Here is a 14,107-nt window from a genome sequence, read left to right as displayed (position 1 = left end):
GCTCTGGCGGACCGTGACGAAGCGTCGGCGCAGCGTCGCGGGCCGGGGGCGACGGGCCCGTGTCGGACCCGCGACCTACTCTCGGTGCCGTGCCCGACCCCGCCACCTACCGCCCGAAACCGGGGGAGATCCCGGTCGAACCCGGGGTGTACCGCTTCCGCGACCCGCACGGCCGGGTGATCTACGTCGGCAAGGCCAAGAGCCTGCGGGCGCGCCTGTCGAACTACTTCCAGGACCTCTCCGCGCTGCACCCGCGCACCATGGCCATGGTCACCACCGCCGCCAGCGTCGAGTGGACCGTCGTGGCCACCGAGGTCGAGGCCCTGCAGCTGGAGTACTCCTGGATCAAGGAGTTCGACCCCCGGTTCAACGTCAAGTACCGCGACGACAAGTCCTACCCGTACCTCGCCGTCACGATGGGCGAGGAGGTCCCGCGGGTGCAGGTCATGCGCGGCTCCAAGCGCAAGGGCACCCGCTACTTCGGCCCGTACACCCACGCCTGGGCGATCCGCGAGACCGTCGACCTCCTGCTGCGCGTCTTCCCCGTGCGCACCTGCTCGGCCGGCGTCTACAAGCGGGCCGGGCAGGTCGGCCGCCCCTGCCTGCTCGGCTACATCGACAAGTGCTCCGCGCCGTGCGTCGGGAAGATCTCCGCGCAGGACCACCACGACCTCGCGCAGGACTTCTGCGACTTCATGGCCGGCAACACCGCCAAGTTCGTCCGCCGCGCCGAGCGGGAGATGAAGGCCGCCGCGGCCGAGCTGGACTACGAGCGCGCGGCCCGGCTGCGCGACGACCTCGGGGCGCTGACCAAGGCCCTCGAGAAGTCCGCCGTCGTCCTGCCCGACGCCACCGACGCGGACGTCTTCGCCATCGCCGACGACGAGCTCGAGGCCGCCGTGCAGGTGTTCCACGTCCGCGGCGGCCGCGTCCGCGGCCAGCGCGGCTGGATCTCCGAGAAGGTCGAGGACGTCGGCACCCCCGAACTCGTCGAGCAGCTCCTCCTGCAGGTCTACGGCGGGGAGTCCGGCGACGGCGTCCCGCGCGAGGTGCTCGTCCCCGAGCTCCCCGCGACCGTCGAGGCGGACGTGGAGGACTGGCTCAGCGAGCTGCGCGGGTCGCGCGTCGACCTGCGCGTCCCCCAGCGCGGGGACAAGCGCGCGCTGATGGAGACGGTGCACCGCAACGCGACCCAGGCCCTCGCCCTGCACAAGACCCGCCGCGGCGGGGACCTGACGACCCGCAGCCTCGCCCTGCAGGAGCTGCAGGAGGCCCTCGGGCTGGAGGAGGCGCCCCTGCGCATCGAGTGCTACGACGTCTCCCACACCCAGGAGACGAACGTCGTCGCTTCGATGGTCGTCTTCGAGGACGGCCTGCCCAAGAAGGCCGACTACCGGCGCTTCGCCGTGCGCGGCGAGGAGGGCGGCGTCGACGACACCCGCGCCATGCGCGAGGTCCTGTCCCGGCGGTTCCGGCGGATGCGTTCGGAGCAGGACGGCGGGTCGGGGCAGAGCTCCCCGGACGGGTCGATCACCGAGACCGACGACGGCGTGGAGGTCGAGACGTCCCGCCCCGTCGGCGGCGAGGTCCTCGCCGGCATCGATCCCGACACGGGTCGCCCCCGCCGGTTCGCCTACGCCCCCAACCTCGTCGTCGTCGACGGCGGCCGGCCCCAGGTCGAGGCCGCCGCCCGGGCCCTGGCCGACGTCGGTGTCGTCGACGTGGCCCTCTGCGGGCTCGCCAAGCGGCTCGAGGAGGTCTGGCTGCCGGGGGAGGAGCACCCGGTCGTCCTGCCCCGGACCAGCCAGGGCCTGTTCCTCCTGCAGCGCGTGCGCGACGAGGCCCACCGCTTCGCCATCACCTACCACCGCTCCAAGCGGTCCAAGGCCATGACGACGTCGGCCCTCGACGGTGTGCCCGGCCTCGGGCAGGCCCGCAAGACGGCGCTGCTGCGGCACTTCGGCTCCGTCAAGAAGCTGCGCGCCGCCAGCGAGGAGGAGGTCGCCGCCGTGCCCGGCATGGGGACCAAGACCGCCCGGGCCGTCGTCGAGGCGCTCGCGGGCGCTCCGAGCTCGGCCGAACCCGCCGTCAACACCGCGACGGGGGAGCTCCTCGACTGACCACGGGGCGGGCCGCAGCACGGCGGCCACGGCTGGTGATCGGCCGACCGCGGCGAGTTCCGACCTCGTCGCGGTCGACACGCCCGGGATGACAGGATGAGCGCGTGCAGGAGACGGCGGAGGTCACGGGTGCGGAGCCGGAGCGCCCGCGGCGGCCCGAACTGCTCATCATCACCGGGATGTCGGGGGCCGGGCGGTCCACGACGGGCAAGGCCCTCGAGGACCTCGGCTGGTACGTCGTCGACAACCTCCCGCCGCAGATGCTCGAACCGTTGGCCGAGCTCGCGGCCCGCGCCGGGCAGGCCATCCCGCGCCTGGCCGTCGTGGTCGACGTCCGCGGCCGCAGCTTCTTCGCCGAGCTGACCGGCGCCCTCGCCGCGCTCGACACCCGCCACGTCTCCCCGCGGGTGCTGTTCCTCGACGCGACGGACGAGGTCCTCGTCCGGCGCTTCGAGTCGGTCCGCCGCCCGCACCCGCTGCAGGGCGACGACCGCATCGTGGACGGCATCGCGCGCGAACGCGCCCTCACCGGCGAGCTGCGGGCCCAGGCCGACGTCGTCGTCGACTCCAGCTCCTTCAACGTCCACCAGCTCGGCTCGCTCGTCGCGTCCCTCTTCGAGGCCGACCGCGTCGACGACCTGCGGGTGACCGTCATGAGCTTCGGCTTCAAGTACGGCACCCCCGCCGACGCCGAGCACGTCGCCGACGTCCGGTTCATCCCCAACCCGCACTGGGAGCCCGAGCTGCGCCCCCTCACCGGTCAGGACGCGCCGGTGTCCCGCTTCGTCCTCGCGGCCGAGGGCGCCACGCCGTTCCTGGACCGCTACGAGTCCGCGCTCTCACCCGTCTTCGAGGGGTACCGGCGCGAGAACAAGCGCTACGCGACGGTCGCGATCGGCTGCACGGGCGGCAAGCACCGGTCGGTGGCGATGGCCGAGGAGCTCGGGGCGCGCCTGCGCCGCGACGGGATCCCCGTGCGCGTCCTGCACCGCGACCTGGGTCGGGAGTGAGCCCGCTGCCCGAGCCGACCCACCCCGCCGCCCACCCCTCGGCGCTGAGCTTCCCCACCGGCCTCATCCCGACCGTCGGTGCCGCGCCCGTCGCCGCTCCGTCCGCCGCCCCGGCCGTCGTCGCGCTCGGCGGGGGGCACGGGCTGTCCGCGTCCCTGTCGGCCCTGCGCCACCTCACCGACCGGCTCACCGCGGTCGTCACGGTCGCCGACGACGGCGGCTCCTCGGGACGGCTGCGCCGCGAGCTCGGCGGGCTGCCGCCGGGGGACCTGCGGATGGCCCTGTCCGCCCTCTGCGACGACTCCGAGTGGGGCCGCACGTGGCGCGACGTGCTGCAGCACCGGTTCACGAGCGAGGGCTCGCTGCACCAGCACGCCACCGGCAACCTGCTCATCGCGACGCTGTGGGAGCTGCTCGGCGACGAGGTCGCCGGCCTGGACTGGGTCGGGCGCCTGCTGGGCGCGCGCGGCCGGGTCCTGCCCATGGCCGCGGTCCCGCTCGACATCGTCGCCGACGTGCTGGGGCTCGTCCCCGGCGCGCCCGACGTCCTCACCGAGGTCCGCGGTCAGGTCGCCGTCGCCTCCACCACCGGTCGCGTCGCCAACGTGCGGCTGCTGCCGCCGGACCCGCCCGTGCGGCCCGAGGTCGTGGAGGCCATCACGACGGCGGACTGGGTCGTCCTGGGACCCGGTTCCTGGTTCACCAGCGTCCTGCCCCACCTCATGGTCCCCGGGCTCGCGCAGGCCCTGACGACCACTGCGGCGCGCACCTGCGTCACGCTCAACCTCGCGGTCCAGCCGGGGGAGACCGACGGGTTCAGCGCCGAGGCCCACCTGGAGGTCCTGGCCGCGCACGCGCCGGACCTGCGGGTGGACGCCGTCCTGGCCGACCCCGTCGCCGTGACCGACGTCGGCGCCCTGCGCTCGGTGGCCGAGGCGATGGGGGCCGACCTGTTGCTGCGCACGGTGTCCGTGGGGGACGGAACCCCCCGCCACGACGCGCTGCGGCTCGCGGCGGCCTACCGTGACGTCTTCGCGGCGGGACCGTGACCAGGCGGGGGGCAGCGCGCGGGGCAGCGCGAGCAGACGGACGAGCACACGCACAGCGGACGAGGGTCCCTGGGGAGGACGCACCATGGCGATGACGGCGGCGGTCAAGGACGAGCTGAGCCGGTTGCCGGTGACGACGACGGCGGCCCGCAAGGCCGAGGTGTCGGTGATGCTGCGCTTCGCCGGCGGCCTGCACATCGTGTCCGGGCGGATCGTCATCGAGGCCGAGCTGGACTCCGCCTCCATCGCCCGGCGGCTGCGCCGGGACATCGCCGACGTCTTCGGCCACCCCAGCGACCTGCTCGTCGTGCAGGCCGGCGGGCTGCGCCGGGCGACGCGGTACGTCCTGCGCGTGGCCCGCGACGGGGAGTCCCTGGCCCGCCAGACGGGCCTGCTCGACAGCCGCGGCCGGCCCGTGCGCGGGCTGCCCTCGCACATCGTCTCCAGCTCCACCCAGATCGCCGAGGCCGCCTGGCGCGGGGCGTTCCTGGCGCGGGGGTCCCTCACCGAACCCGGCCGCTCGGCCGCCCTCGAGGTCACGTGCCCCGGACCCGAGGCGGCGCTCGCGCTCGTCGGGGCCGCCCGCCGGCTGGAGCTGTCCGCCAAGGCCCGGGAGGTCCGGGGGGTGGACCGCGTCGTGCTGCGCGACGGGGACGCCATCTCGGCGCTGCTCACGCGCCTCGGTGCGCACGACGCGATGATGACGTGGGAGGAGCGGCGCATGCGCCGCGAGGTGCGCGCCACCGCCAACCGCCTCGCCAACTTCGACGACGCCAACCTGCGCCGGTCCGCGCGGGCGGCCGTCGCGGCCGGTGCCCGCGTCGAGCGGGCCCTGGAGCTGCTGGGCGACGACATCCCCGACCACCTGCTGCAGGCGGGCCGGCTGCGGCTGGAGCACAAGCAGGCGAGCCTGGAGGAGCTGGGCCAGCTCGCCGACCCGCCCATGACCAAGGACGCCATCGCGGGCCGCATCCGCCGGCTGCTGGGGATGGCCGACAAGAAGGCCATCGAGCTGGGGGTGCCGGGCACCGAATCGGGTCTGACCGCGGACATGCTCGACGCCTAGACCCCGCTCGCCGCGCCCGGACGGACCCCGGGTCCCGCGCGACGTGACGCAGGCCATAGGGTCGTGCCGACGCCGCGGGGCCCGCGGCGGGTGTTCCCCGGTCCTCTGCGGGGGAGACCGCACCAGTACTGATCACGTACCGGACGCACGAGACGCACCCGGCCCGCCCGGTCGATGGGTGCGTCAAGGATGGAGAGCGCATGACCACTCGGGTCGGCATCAACGGATTCGGCCGCATCGGCCGCAACTTCTTCCGCGCCGCACTCGCGCAGGACGCGGACGTCGAGATCGTGGCGGTCAACGACCTCACCGACGCCAAGGCGCTGGCGCACCTGCTGAAGCACGACTCGATCCTCGGCAAGCTGGCCGAGGACGTGCGCGTCGAGGGCGACACCATCGTCGTGGGGTCGAGGACCGTCAAGGTCCTCGCCGACCGCGACCCCGCGAACCTCGGCTGGGGCGACCTGGGCGTGGACGTCGTCGTGGAGTCGACCGGCTTCTTCACCGACGGTGAGAAGGCCAAGGCCCACCTCGCCGCCGGCGCGAAGAAGGTCGTCATCTCCGCGCCCGCCACCAACAACGACGTCACCGTCGTCATGGGTGTCAACGACTCCGACTACGACGCCTCGAAGCACTCGCTCATCTCGAACGCGTCGTGCACCACCAACTGCCTGGCCCCGCTGGCCAAGGTCCTCGACGACGCCTTCGGCATCGAGCGCGGGCTCATGACCACGGTGCACGCCTACACCGCGGACCAGAACCTGCAGGACGGCCCGCACAAGGACCTGCGTCGCGCCCGCGCCGCCGCCCTCAACATCGTCCCGACCTCGACGGGGGCCGCCAAGGCCATCGGCCTGGTCCTGCCGCAGCTCAAGGGCAAGCTCGACGGGTACGCGCTCCGCGTGCCGGTCCCGACCGGCTCGGCGACCGACCTGACGGTCACGCTGGGCCGCGAGGTCACCGCCGAGGAGGTCGACGCGGCGTACAAGGCGGCGGCCGAGGGCCCGCTCAAGGGCTACCTCGTGTACTCGGACGAGCCGCTGGTCTCCTCCGACATCGTCACCGACCCGGCGTCGTGCATCTACGACTCCGGCCTGACGAAGGTCAACGGCAACCAGGTCAAGGTCGTCGGCTGGTACGACAACGAGTGGGGTTACTCCAACCGCCTCGTGGACCTCGTCACGCTCGTGGGTTCCTCCCTCTGAGCCTCTGACACACTCCGGCCCGGACACTCGCGCGCACGCCGAGTGCCCGGGCCGTCGTCCGTCCGGATCCCGGACAGCGCCAGCCGGGACAGCAGCAGAAGGGAACGTCCGTGAAGACCATCGACGACCTCGAGGCCCAGCTCGGCGGCCTCGCCGGCAAGCGTGTCCTCGTCCGCAGCGACCTCAACGTCCCGCTGGACCACGCCGGTGAGCAGCCCGTCATCACCGACGACGGCCGCATCCGCGCCTCGGTGCCGACGCTGCGCCGCCTCCTGGACGCCGGGGCCCGCGTCGTCGTGACGGCGCACCTCGGCCGGCCGAAGGGCGCGCCGGAGGCCAAGTACTCCCTGGCCCCCGTGCACGCCCGCCTCGCCGAGCTGCTGGACGGTGTCGACGTCGGCTTCTGCCCCGTCACCGTCGGCCCGGAGGCCACCGCGGCCGTGCAGGCCCTGCACGACGGCCAGCTGCTGCTGCTGGAGAACATCCGCTTCAACGCGGGGGAGACGAGCAAGGACGAGGGGGAGCGCGGGGCCTTCGCCGACGAGCTCGCGGCCCTCGCCGACGCCTACGTCTCGGACGGCTTCGGTGCCGTGCACCGCAAGCACGCCAGCGTCTACGACGTCGCCCGGCGGCTGCCGCACGCCGCGGGCGGTCTCGTGGCCACCGAGGTCGAGGTCCTGCGCCGGCTCACGACCGACCCGGAGCGTCCCTACGCGGTGGTCCTCGGCGGGTCGAAGGTCTCCGACAAGCTCGGCGTCATCGACAACCTCCTGGGCTCGCTGCTGACGTCGGGCGACCGCCTGCTCGTCGGCGGCGGCATGGTCTTCACCTTCCTCGCCGCCACGGGCCGCGAGGTCGGCAAGAGCCTGCTCGAGGCCGACCAGCTGGACCGCGTCCGCGGCTACGTCCAGTCCGCGCAGGACAAGGGCGTCGAGCTCGTCCTGCCCACCGACGTCGTCGCCGCCACGGCCTTCGCGGCCGACGCCGACCCGCAGGTCGTCTCCGTCGACGCCATCCCGGCCGACCGCCTCGGCCTGGACATCGGCCCCGACTCCGCCACGGCCTTCGCCGCCGCCCTGGCCGACGCCCGCACCGTCTTCTGGAACGGGCCCATGGGCGTCTTCGAGATGGAGCCCTACGCGGGCGGGACCCGCGCCGTCGCGCAGGCCCTCGTCGACGCGAAGGTCGCCTCCGGGGCGTTCAGCGTCGTCGGCGGCGGCGACTCCGCCGCGGCCGTGCGCACCCTCGGCTTCGCCGACGAGCAGTTCGGGCACATCTCCACCGGTGGTGGCGCGAGCCTGGAGTACCTCGAGGGCAAGCGGCTGCCCGGCCTCGACGTCCTCGACTGACCCCCCTCCGACACCCCACCGACCTCGACGACCCGCAGGAAGGCGCACCGATGCCCCGCACCCCGCTCATCGCCGGCAACTGGAAGATGGTCCTGGACCACCAGCAGGGCACCCTGCTCGTGCAGAAGCTGGACTGGACCCTCAAGGACGCCAAGCACGACTACTCGGCCGTCGAGGTCGCCGTCCTGCCCTCGCACACGAGCCTGCGCACCGTGCAGACGCTCATCGAGGGCGACAAGCTCTCCGTCCGGTTGGGGGCGCAGGACGTCTCCGAGCACGACTCCGGCGCCTACACCGGCGAGGTGTCGGCGGCCCAGCTGGCCAAGCTCGGGGTCGTCTACGTCGCCGTCGGGCACTCCGAGCGCCGTCAGTACCACGGGGAGACCGACGAGGTCGTGCGCGCCAAGACCGCCAAGGCCCTGGCCGGCGGTCTGGTCCCCATCGTCTGCGTGGGCGAACCGCTGGAGGTCCGCAAGGCCGCGCAGCACGTCGAGCACACCGTCGGGCAGGTCACGAAGGCCCTCACCGGCCTCACGGCCGAGCAGGTCGCGGGCCTCGTGCTGGCCTACGAACCGGTCTGGGCCATCGGCACCGGTGAGGTCGCCACGCCCGAGGACGCCCAGGAGGTCTGCTCGGCGCTGCGCTCCGCCGTCGCCGGGCAGTTCGACCAGGCGACGGCCGACGCGACGCGGATCCTCTACGGCGGCAGCGTGAAGCCCGCCAACATCGCCTCGATCATGAAGCAGCCCGACGTCGACGGTGCGCTCGTCGGCGGGGCCAGCACGGACGCCGGCGACTTCGCCGCGATCGTGCGCTTCCGCGATCATCCGGCCTGAGGACGGCCCGTGATGGCCTAGGCTGACGGCGTGAGCGTCCTCCGCATCGTGCTGCAGGTGATCCTCGCGATCTCCAGCCTCTTCCTGACCCTGCTCATCCTGTTGCACAAGGGCAAGGGGGGTGGCCTGTCGGACATGTTCGGCGGCGGCGTCACCACGAGCCTGTCCGGCTCCAGCATGGCCGAACGGAACCTCAACCGCTTCACGATCACGATCGGGTGCGTCTGGTTCGCGACCGTCGTGCTGCTCGGCCTGGTCGAGCGCTTCACCAACGAGTTCTGAGGAGACGACCGACGTGGCAGGTGGCAACGCCATCCGGGGCAGCAGGGTCGGCGCCGGTCCCATGGGCGAGGCGGAACGCGGCGACACCGCTCCCCGCATCCGCATCTCCTACTGGTGCGCGAACGGACACGAGACGAAGCCCAGCTTCGCCGAGGAGTCCGGGGTCGAACCGCCCGAGACGTGGGACTGCCCGCGCTGCGGCTTCCCCGCCGGCACGGACCGGAGCAACCCGCCGGCCCCGCCGAAGAACGAGCCCTACAAGACGCACCTCGCGTACGTGAAGGAGCGTCGCTCCGACGCCGACGGCGAGGCGATCCTCAACGAGGCGCTCGACTCGCTGCGGGCCCGCGGTCTCATCCGCTGACCTGCACAGCGACGCACGAGGAAGGCCCCCGCACCGTGAGGTGCGGGGGCCTTCGTCGTGCGAGGGGCCGGGTCAGAGGTCGGCCGCGGCCGCCTCGTCCACGAGCCACAGGGTCCGCTCGGTGCCGAACACGCCGGCCGCGGGCGTCTCGGACACGTCGCCCGCGGCGACACCGCGCGCGACCGCGGCGGCCTTCTCCGCCCCCGCGGCGACGAGCCACACCTGCCGCGCCCGGGCGATGGCGCCGAACGTGAAGGACACCCGCAGCGGCGGGGGCTTCGGCGACTCCCGCACCCCGACGACGCTGGAGTCGTCGCGCGCGAGGCCGGGGTGGTGCGGGAAGAGCGAGGCGACGTGGCCGTCCGGCCCCATCCCCAGCAGCAGCACGTCGAAGGCCGGGACCTCCGCACCGTCACCGTGCTGCAGCAGCTCGGCGGCGTACCGCGCCGCGGCGGCGTCGAGGTCGTCCCCGTCGGGGCCGTCCGTGGCCGGCGGGTAGTGGACGGTCGACACGTCGAGGTCCAAGGCGCCGAGCAGCGCGTCCTGGGCCTGCGTCGCGTTCCGCTCCGGGTCACCCGTCGGCAGGAACCGCTCGTCGGACCACCAGAAGTGCACGCGGTGCCAGTCCACGGTGTCCCGCCCCGGGGCGGCGGCGACGGCGGCGAGGGTCTTGCCGCCGATCGTGCCTCCCGTCAGGGACAGGTGGGCGACCCCCCGCGCGGCCTGGGCGTCGACGAGCGCGGCCAGGAGCCGGTCCGCCGTCGCCGCGGCGAGCGCGTCGGGTGTGGGGTGGCGCAGGACGAGAGCACCCTCGCGGGTCACCGCTGCACCGCCTTGCGCGGCGCCCGTGCGGGAGCCGTCTTCTTGGCGGTGGCCTTCGTCGCAGCAGTCTTCGTCGCAGCGGCCTTGGTCGCGGTCGCCTTCTTCGCGGGCGCGCGCTTGCGGGCCGGACGTGCTGGAGCTGCGTCCTCCGGGGCCTCGCCGGCGACGGGGGAGCTGCCGTCGGACCGTTCCCGCTCGGGCGGGGTGCCCTTCATCTGCTCCGACACGACCGCGGACGCGGCCTCGGCGGCCGCCTGCCGTGCGGCCGCGCCCCGGCTGCCCGACAGCTTGCCCGCGTGCTCGGCGTCCCGGGCCGACATGACCTTCTTGCCGACCTGGGGCAGCCCCTCGCGCAGCACCTCGCCGTAGACCTCGTCGGGGTCCAGGCGTCGCAGTTCCTCCGTCAGGCAGTCCTTGACCTGGCGGCGGGCCAGGGAGAGCCGGCGGTCGGGCTGGCCCGGCTGGGTCAGCGTCGCGACCGTGGCGTCGGGCCGGATGAGCTCGACGGCGCCGGAGGGGCGCTCGAGGCGGACGCTCTGGACGCCGGTGCCGCGGCGCGTGCGGGCGCGCACCACGGGAGCCTTGAGCTTGGCCGCGAGCCAGGCTGCGAGCAGCTCGGTGCTCGGGCTGTCCGGTGCCCCCGCGACCGTGATCGACGTGACCGGCTCGTAGGGCGGCTGGTCGAGCGCGGCCGCGAGCAGGGCGCGCCAGTTCGTCAGGCGCGTCCAGGCGAGGTCGGTGTCGCCCTCCCGGTACGTCGCGCGGCGGGCCTCGAGGGCCTTGGCCGGGTCGCGCGACTCCGCGGAGTCGGTGATCCGGCGCTGCGCGATGCGACCGATCGGGTCGGTGCGCAGGTCGTCCGGGGCCGGGCCGGGCCAGTAGGCCACGATCGGCGCGTCGGGCAGCAGCAGGGAGACGATGGTCGTCTCCCCGTGCTCGACGAGCGGGCCGTAGGCGCGCAGCACGATGACCTCGCTGGCGCCGGCGTCACCGCCGACACGGATCTGCGCGTCGAGGCGTGCCGCGCCGCGCTTGATGCCGCGGGCCAGGACGAGCACCCGGCACGGGTGCTCGCGGCTCGCCTCGTTGGCCGCCGAGATGGCGTCCTCGGCGTGCGCGTCGTCGGTGATGACGACGAGCGTGAGGACCCGGCCCAGGGCCACGGCCCCGCCGGAGTCGCGCAGGTCGATGAGCGCCTTGTTGATGGCGCTCGTCGACGTGCTGGGCAGGTCGATGATCATCGCGAGACCTCTCTGGTGCGCGTCACGGTCGTCGCCACTGCCGGCCGGTCCGCTCGAGCATGGCGTCCGCCGACGACGGCCCCCACGTGCCCGACGGGTACGGCTCCGGCTGGCCGTTCTTGGCCCAGTACGAGGTGATCGGGTCGAGGATCTTCCACGACAGCTCGACCTCCTCGTGCCGGGGGAACAGCGGCGGGTCGCCGAGCAGGACGTCGAGGATGAGCCGCTCGTACGCCTCGGGGCTGGACTCGGTGAAGGCGTGGCCGTACCCGAAGTCCATCGTGACGTCGCGCACCTCCATGGCGGTGCCCGGGACCTTCGACCCGAACCGCATGGTGATGCCCTCGTCCGGCTGCACGCGCACGACGAGCGCGTTCTGCCCGAGCTCCTCGGTCGCGGTGCGCTCGAAGGGCAGGTGCGGGGCCCGCTTGAAGACGACGGCGATCTCCGTCACCCGCCGGCCCAGGCGCTTGCCGGCCCGCAGGTAGAACGGCACGCCCGCCCAGCGGCGGGTGTCGATCTCCAGCTCGATGGCGGCGAACGTCTCGGTCCGGGAGTTCGGGTCGATGCCGTCCTCGTCGAGGTAGCCCTTGACGAACTCCGACCCCTGCCAGCCCGACGCGTACTGGCCGCGTGCGGTGGAACGGCCCAGGTCCTTCAGCGGCCGCACGGCCGAGAGGACCTTGGCCTTCTCGGCGCGCAGGTCGGCGGCCTCGAAGGACACCGGCTCCTCCATGGCCGTGAGGGCCAGCAGCTGCAGGAGGTGGTTCTGGATGACGTCGCGTGCCGCGCCGATCCCGTCGTAGTACCCCGCGCGACCGCCGATGCCGATGTCCTCGGCCATGGTGATCTGCACGTGGTCCACGTGGTTGGCGTTCCACAGCGGCTCGAACATCTGGTTCGCGAAGCGCAGCGCCAGGATGTTCTGGACCGTCTCCTTGCCGAGATAGTGGTCGATGCGGAACACCGAGTCCGGCGGGAAGACGTCCTCGACGACGGCGTTCAGCTCGCGCGCCGACTTCAGGTCGTGCCCGAACGGCTTCTCGATGACGACGCGGCGCCACTGGTCACCGTGCTGGGCGCTCAACCCGCTGCGCGCCAACTGCTTGGCGACGACGGGGAAGAAGCGCGGGGGGATCGACATGTAGAACGCGTGGTTCCCGCCGGTGCCCCGCACCCGGTCGAGGTCGGCGACGGTCGAGGCGAGCTGGTCGAACGCCTCGTCGTCGTCGAACTCCCCGGGCACGAAGCGGAAACCCTCGGCGAGCTGGGCCCACACGGACTCCCGGAACGGGGTCCGGGCGTGCTGGCGCACCGAGTCGTACACGATCTTGCCGAAGTCCTGGTCCACCCAGTCGCGCCGGGCGAACCCGGTGAGGGCGAACCCCGGGGGCAGCAGCCCACGGTTCGACAGGTCGTAGATCGCCGGCATGAGCTTCTTGCGCGCCAGGTCCCCGGTCACGCCGAACATCACCATGCCGCACGGACCGGCGATCCGCGGGAGCCTGCGGTCCCGCGGATCACGCAGCGGGTTCTCCGCCGGCGTCACCCGCGCGGGACTCACTGGGCGTCTGCCTGCGTCTTCACGCGCTCCAGCTCGTCCGTGACGGTCTGCAGCAGCTCGGTCCAGCTCTTCTCGAACTTGTCGAGGCCGTCGGTCTCGAGGAACTCCACGACGTCGGTGTACGAGACGCCGAGGCGCTCGAGGTCGTCGAGGACCTGCTGGGACTCGCCGTAGGAACCGCGGACGGTGTCACCGGTGACCTCGGCGTGGTCGACCGTGGCGTCCAGCGTCTTGCCCGGCATGGTGTTGACCGTGTTCGGCGCGACGAGGCCGGTGACGTAGAGCGTGTCGGGCAGGTCGGGGTTCTTGACCCCGGTGGAGGCCCAGAGCGGACGCTGCGGACGGGCACCGGCCTCCTTGAGCACCTGCCAGCGCGGGGTCGAGAAGACCTCCTCGTAGGCCTGGTAGGCCAGGCGCGCGTTGGCCAGACCCGCCTTGGAGCGCAGCGCCTTCGCCTCGTCGGTCCCGATCTCCTCGAGCCGGCGGTCGATCTCGGTGTCGACGCGGGAGACGAAGAAGGAGGCGACGGACTCGATCGTGGAGAGGTCGTGGCCGTTGACCTTGGCCTGCTCGAGACCGGTCAGGAAGGCCTGCATGACGGCGCGGTAGCGGTCGAGGGAGAAGATCAGCGTGACGTTGACGCTGATGCCCTCGGACAGCGCGGTGGTGATGGCGCCCAGACCCTCGACCGTCGCGGGGATCTTGATGTAGAGGTTCTCGCGGCCGACGGCTTTCCACAGCGCGCGTGCGGACACCTCGGTGGCGGCGGTGTCGCGCGCCTGGCGCGGGTCGACCTCGAGGGAGACGCGGCCGTCGAGGCCGTCGGTGCGGTCGAAGACCGGCTTGAGCACGTCGCAGGCGCGGCGGACGTCCTCGGTGGTGATCTCGAAGACGGCCTTCTCGGTGTCGGCGCCGCCGGCGACGAGCTCGGAGACCTGCTCGGTGTAGCGGTCGCCCTTGGACAGCGCGGTCGCGAAGATCGTCGGGTTCGACGTCACGCCGAGCACGCCGAGGTCGACGAGGCGCTGGAGTTCACCGCCGTCGGTCAGCTCGCGCGACAGGTCGTCGAGCCAGACCGAGACGCCGTGCTCGCGCAGGGCCGAGAGGTTGCTGCTGGTGCTGGTGGGATTGCTCACGGGTAGTGCTCCGTTCCTTCGTCCACGGGGTGGTGGGCGCCGGGACGGCGCCCGCACGAGGTC

13 protein-coding genes are annotated in these 14,107 nt (G+C 73.2%); 9 read left to right on the top strand and 4 right to left on the bottom strand.

Features of this window, described 5'->3' with window-relative positions; translation table 11 throughout:
• Window positions 1-89 precede the first annotated feature (89 nt).
• The 9 genes from uvrC to AB0637_RS16780 all read left to right on the top strand — a co-directional run bounded on the left by uvrC (window position 90) and on the right by AB0637_RS16780 (window position 9,281).
• Window positions 90-2,120, top strand: a complete 2,031-nt coding sequence (uvrC, locus tag AB0637_RS16820) for an excinuclease ABC subunit UvrC (protein ID WP_366173654.1) — start codon at window positions 90-92, stop codon at window positions 2,118-2,120.
• Window positions 2,121-2,224: 104 nt separating this feature from the next.
• Window positions 2,225-3,130, top strand: coding sequence for an RNase adapter RapZ (gene rapZ / locus AB0637_RS16815; protein ID WP_366173653.1), 906 nt, complete (start codon window positions 2,225-2,227; stop codon window positions 3,128-3,130).
• A gap of 65 nt (window positions 3,131-3,195) precedes the next feature.
• Entirely contained in the window at window positions 3,196-4,179 is a 984-nt protein-coding gene (gene yvcK, locus AB0637_RS16810) for a uridine diphosphate-N-acetylglucosamine-binding protein YvcK (protein ID WP_366173707.1), read from the top strand.
• Between the two features lie 85 nt (window positions 4,180-4,264).
• The gene (gene whiA / locus AB0637_RS16805) at window positions 4,265-5,245 is read left to right on the top strand and encodes a DNA-binding protein WhiA (protein WP_366173652.1); all 981 of its coding nucleotides are present in this window, start codon (window positions 4,265-4,267) and stop codon (window positions 5,243-5,245) included.
• A gap of 200 nt (window positions 5,246-5,445) precedes the next feature.
• Entirely contained in the window at window positions 5,446-6,450 is a 1,005-nt protein-coding gene (gene gap, locus AB0637_RS16800; protein WP_366173651.1) for a type I glyceraldehyde-3-phosphate dehydrogenase, read from the top strand.
• A 110-nt stretch (window positions 6,451-6,560) separates the two neighbouring features.
• Window positions 6,561-7,799: a phosphoglycerate kinase gene (locus AB0637_RS16795; protein ID WP_366173649.1), complete on the top strand. Its 1,239-nt coding sequence runs from the start codon at window positions 6,561-6,563 to the stop codon at window positions 7,797-7,799.
• A gap of 50 nt (window positions 7,800-7,849) precedes the next feature.
• The gene (gene tpiA, locus AB0637_RS16790; RefSeq protein ID WP_366173648.1) at window positions 7,850-8,635 is read left to right on the top strand and encodes a triose-phosphate isomerase; all 786 of its coding nucleotides are present in this window, start codon (window positions 7,850-7,852) and stop codon (window positions 8,633-8,635) included.
• A 30-nt stretch (window positions 8,636-8,665) separates the two neighbouring features.
• Entirely contained in the window at window positions 8,666-8,917 is a 252-nt protein-coding gene (secG, locus tag AB0637_RS16785; RefSeq protein WP_106206194.1) for a preprotein translocase subunit SecG, read from the top strand.
• Window positions 8,918-8,930: 13 nt separating this feature from the next.
• Window positions 8,931-9,281 carry an RNA polymerase-binding protein RbpA gene (locus tag AB0637_RS16780; protein WP_366173646.1) on the top strand — a complete coding sequence of 117 codons (351 nt, stop codon included), beginning with the start codon at window positions 8,931-8,933 and terminating at the stop codon, window positions 9,279-9,281.
• A 72-nt stretch (window positions 9,282-9,353) separates the two neighbouring features.
• Here AB0637_RS16780 and pgl read toward each other — a convergent pair whose 3' ends face one another.
• Genes pgl through tal form a run of 4 tightly spaced genes read right to left on the bottom strand, consistent with a single transcriptional unit; the run spans window position 9,354 to window position 14,044 of the window.
• Window positions 9,354-10,103, bottom strand: a complete 750-nt coding sequence (gene pgl / locus AB0637_RS16775) for a 6-phosphogluconolactonase (protein ID WP_366173645.1) — start codon at window positions 10,101-10,103, stop codon at window positions 9,354-9,356.
• Window positions 10,100-11,344, bottom strand: a complete 1,245-nt coding sequence (locus AB0637_RS16770) for a glucose-6-phosphate dehydrogenase assembly protein OpcA (protein ID WP_366173644.1) — start codon at window positions 11,342-11,344, stop codon at window positions 10,100-10,102. The genes pgl and AB0637_RS16770 overlap by 4 nt, the downstream gene beginning before the upstream one ends.
• A 22-nt stretch (window positions 11,345-11,366) precedes the next feature.
• Window positions 11,367-12,908, bottom strand: coding sequence for a glucose-6-phosphate dehydrogenase (gene zwf / locus AB0637_RS16765; protein WP_366173643.1), 1,542 nt, complete (start codon window positions 12,906-12,908; stop codon window positions 11,367-11,369).
• Window positions 12,905-14,044: a transaldolase gene (gene tal, locus AB0637_RS16760; protein WP_366173642.1), complete on the bottom strand. Its 1,140-nt coding sequence runs from the start codon at window positions 14,042-14,044 to the stop codon at window positions 12,905-12,907. The genes zwf and tal overlap by 4 nt, the downstream gene beginning before the upstream one ends.
• Window positions 14,045-14,107 lie beyond the last annotated feature (63 nt).

Source organism: Kineococcus sp. NPDC059986, assembly GCF_040702905.1.
In the GTDB taxonomy this organism is placed as follows: Bacteria; Actinomycetota; Actinomycetes; order Actinomycetales; family Kineococcaceae; genus Kineococcus.
This window is presented reverse-complemented; position numbering and strand designations above follow the sequence as displayed.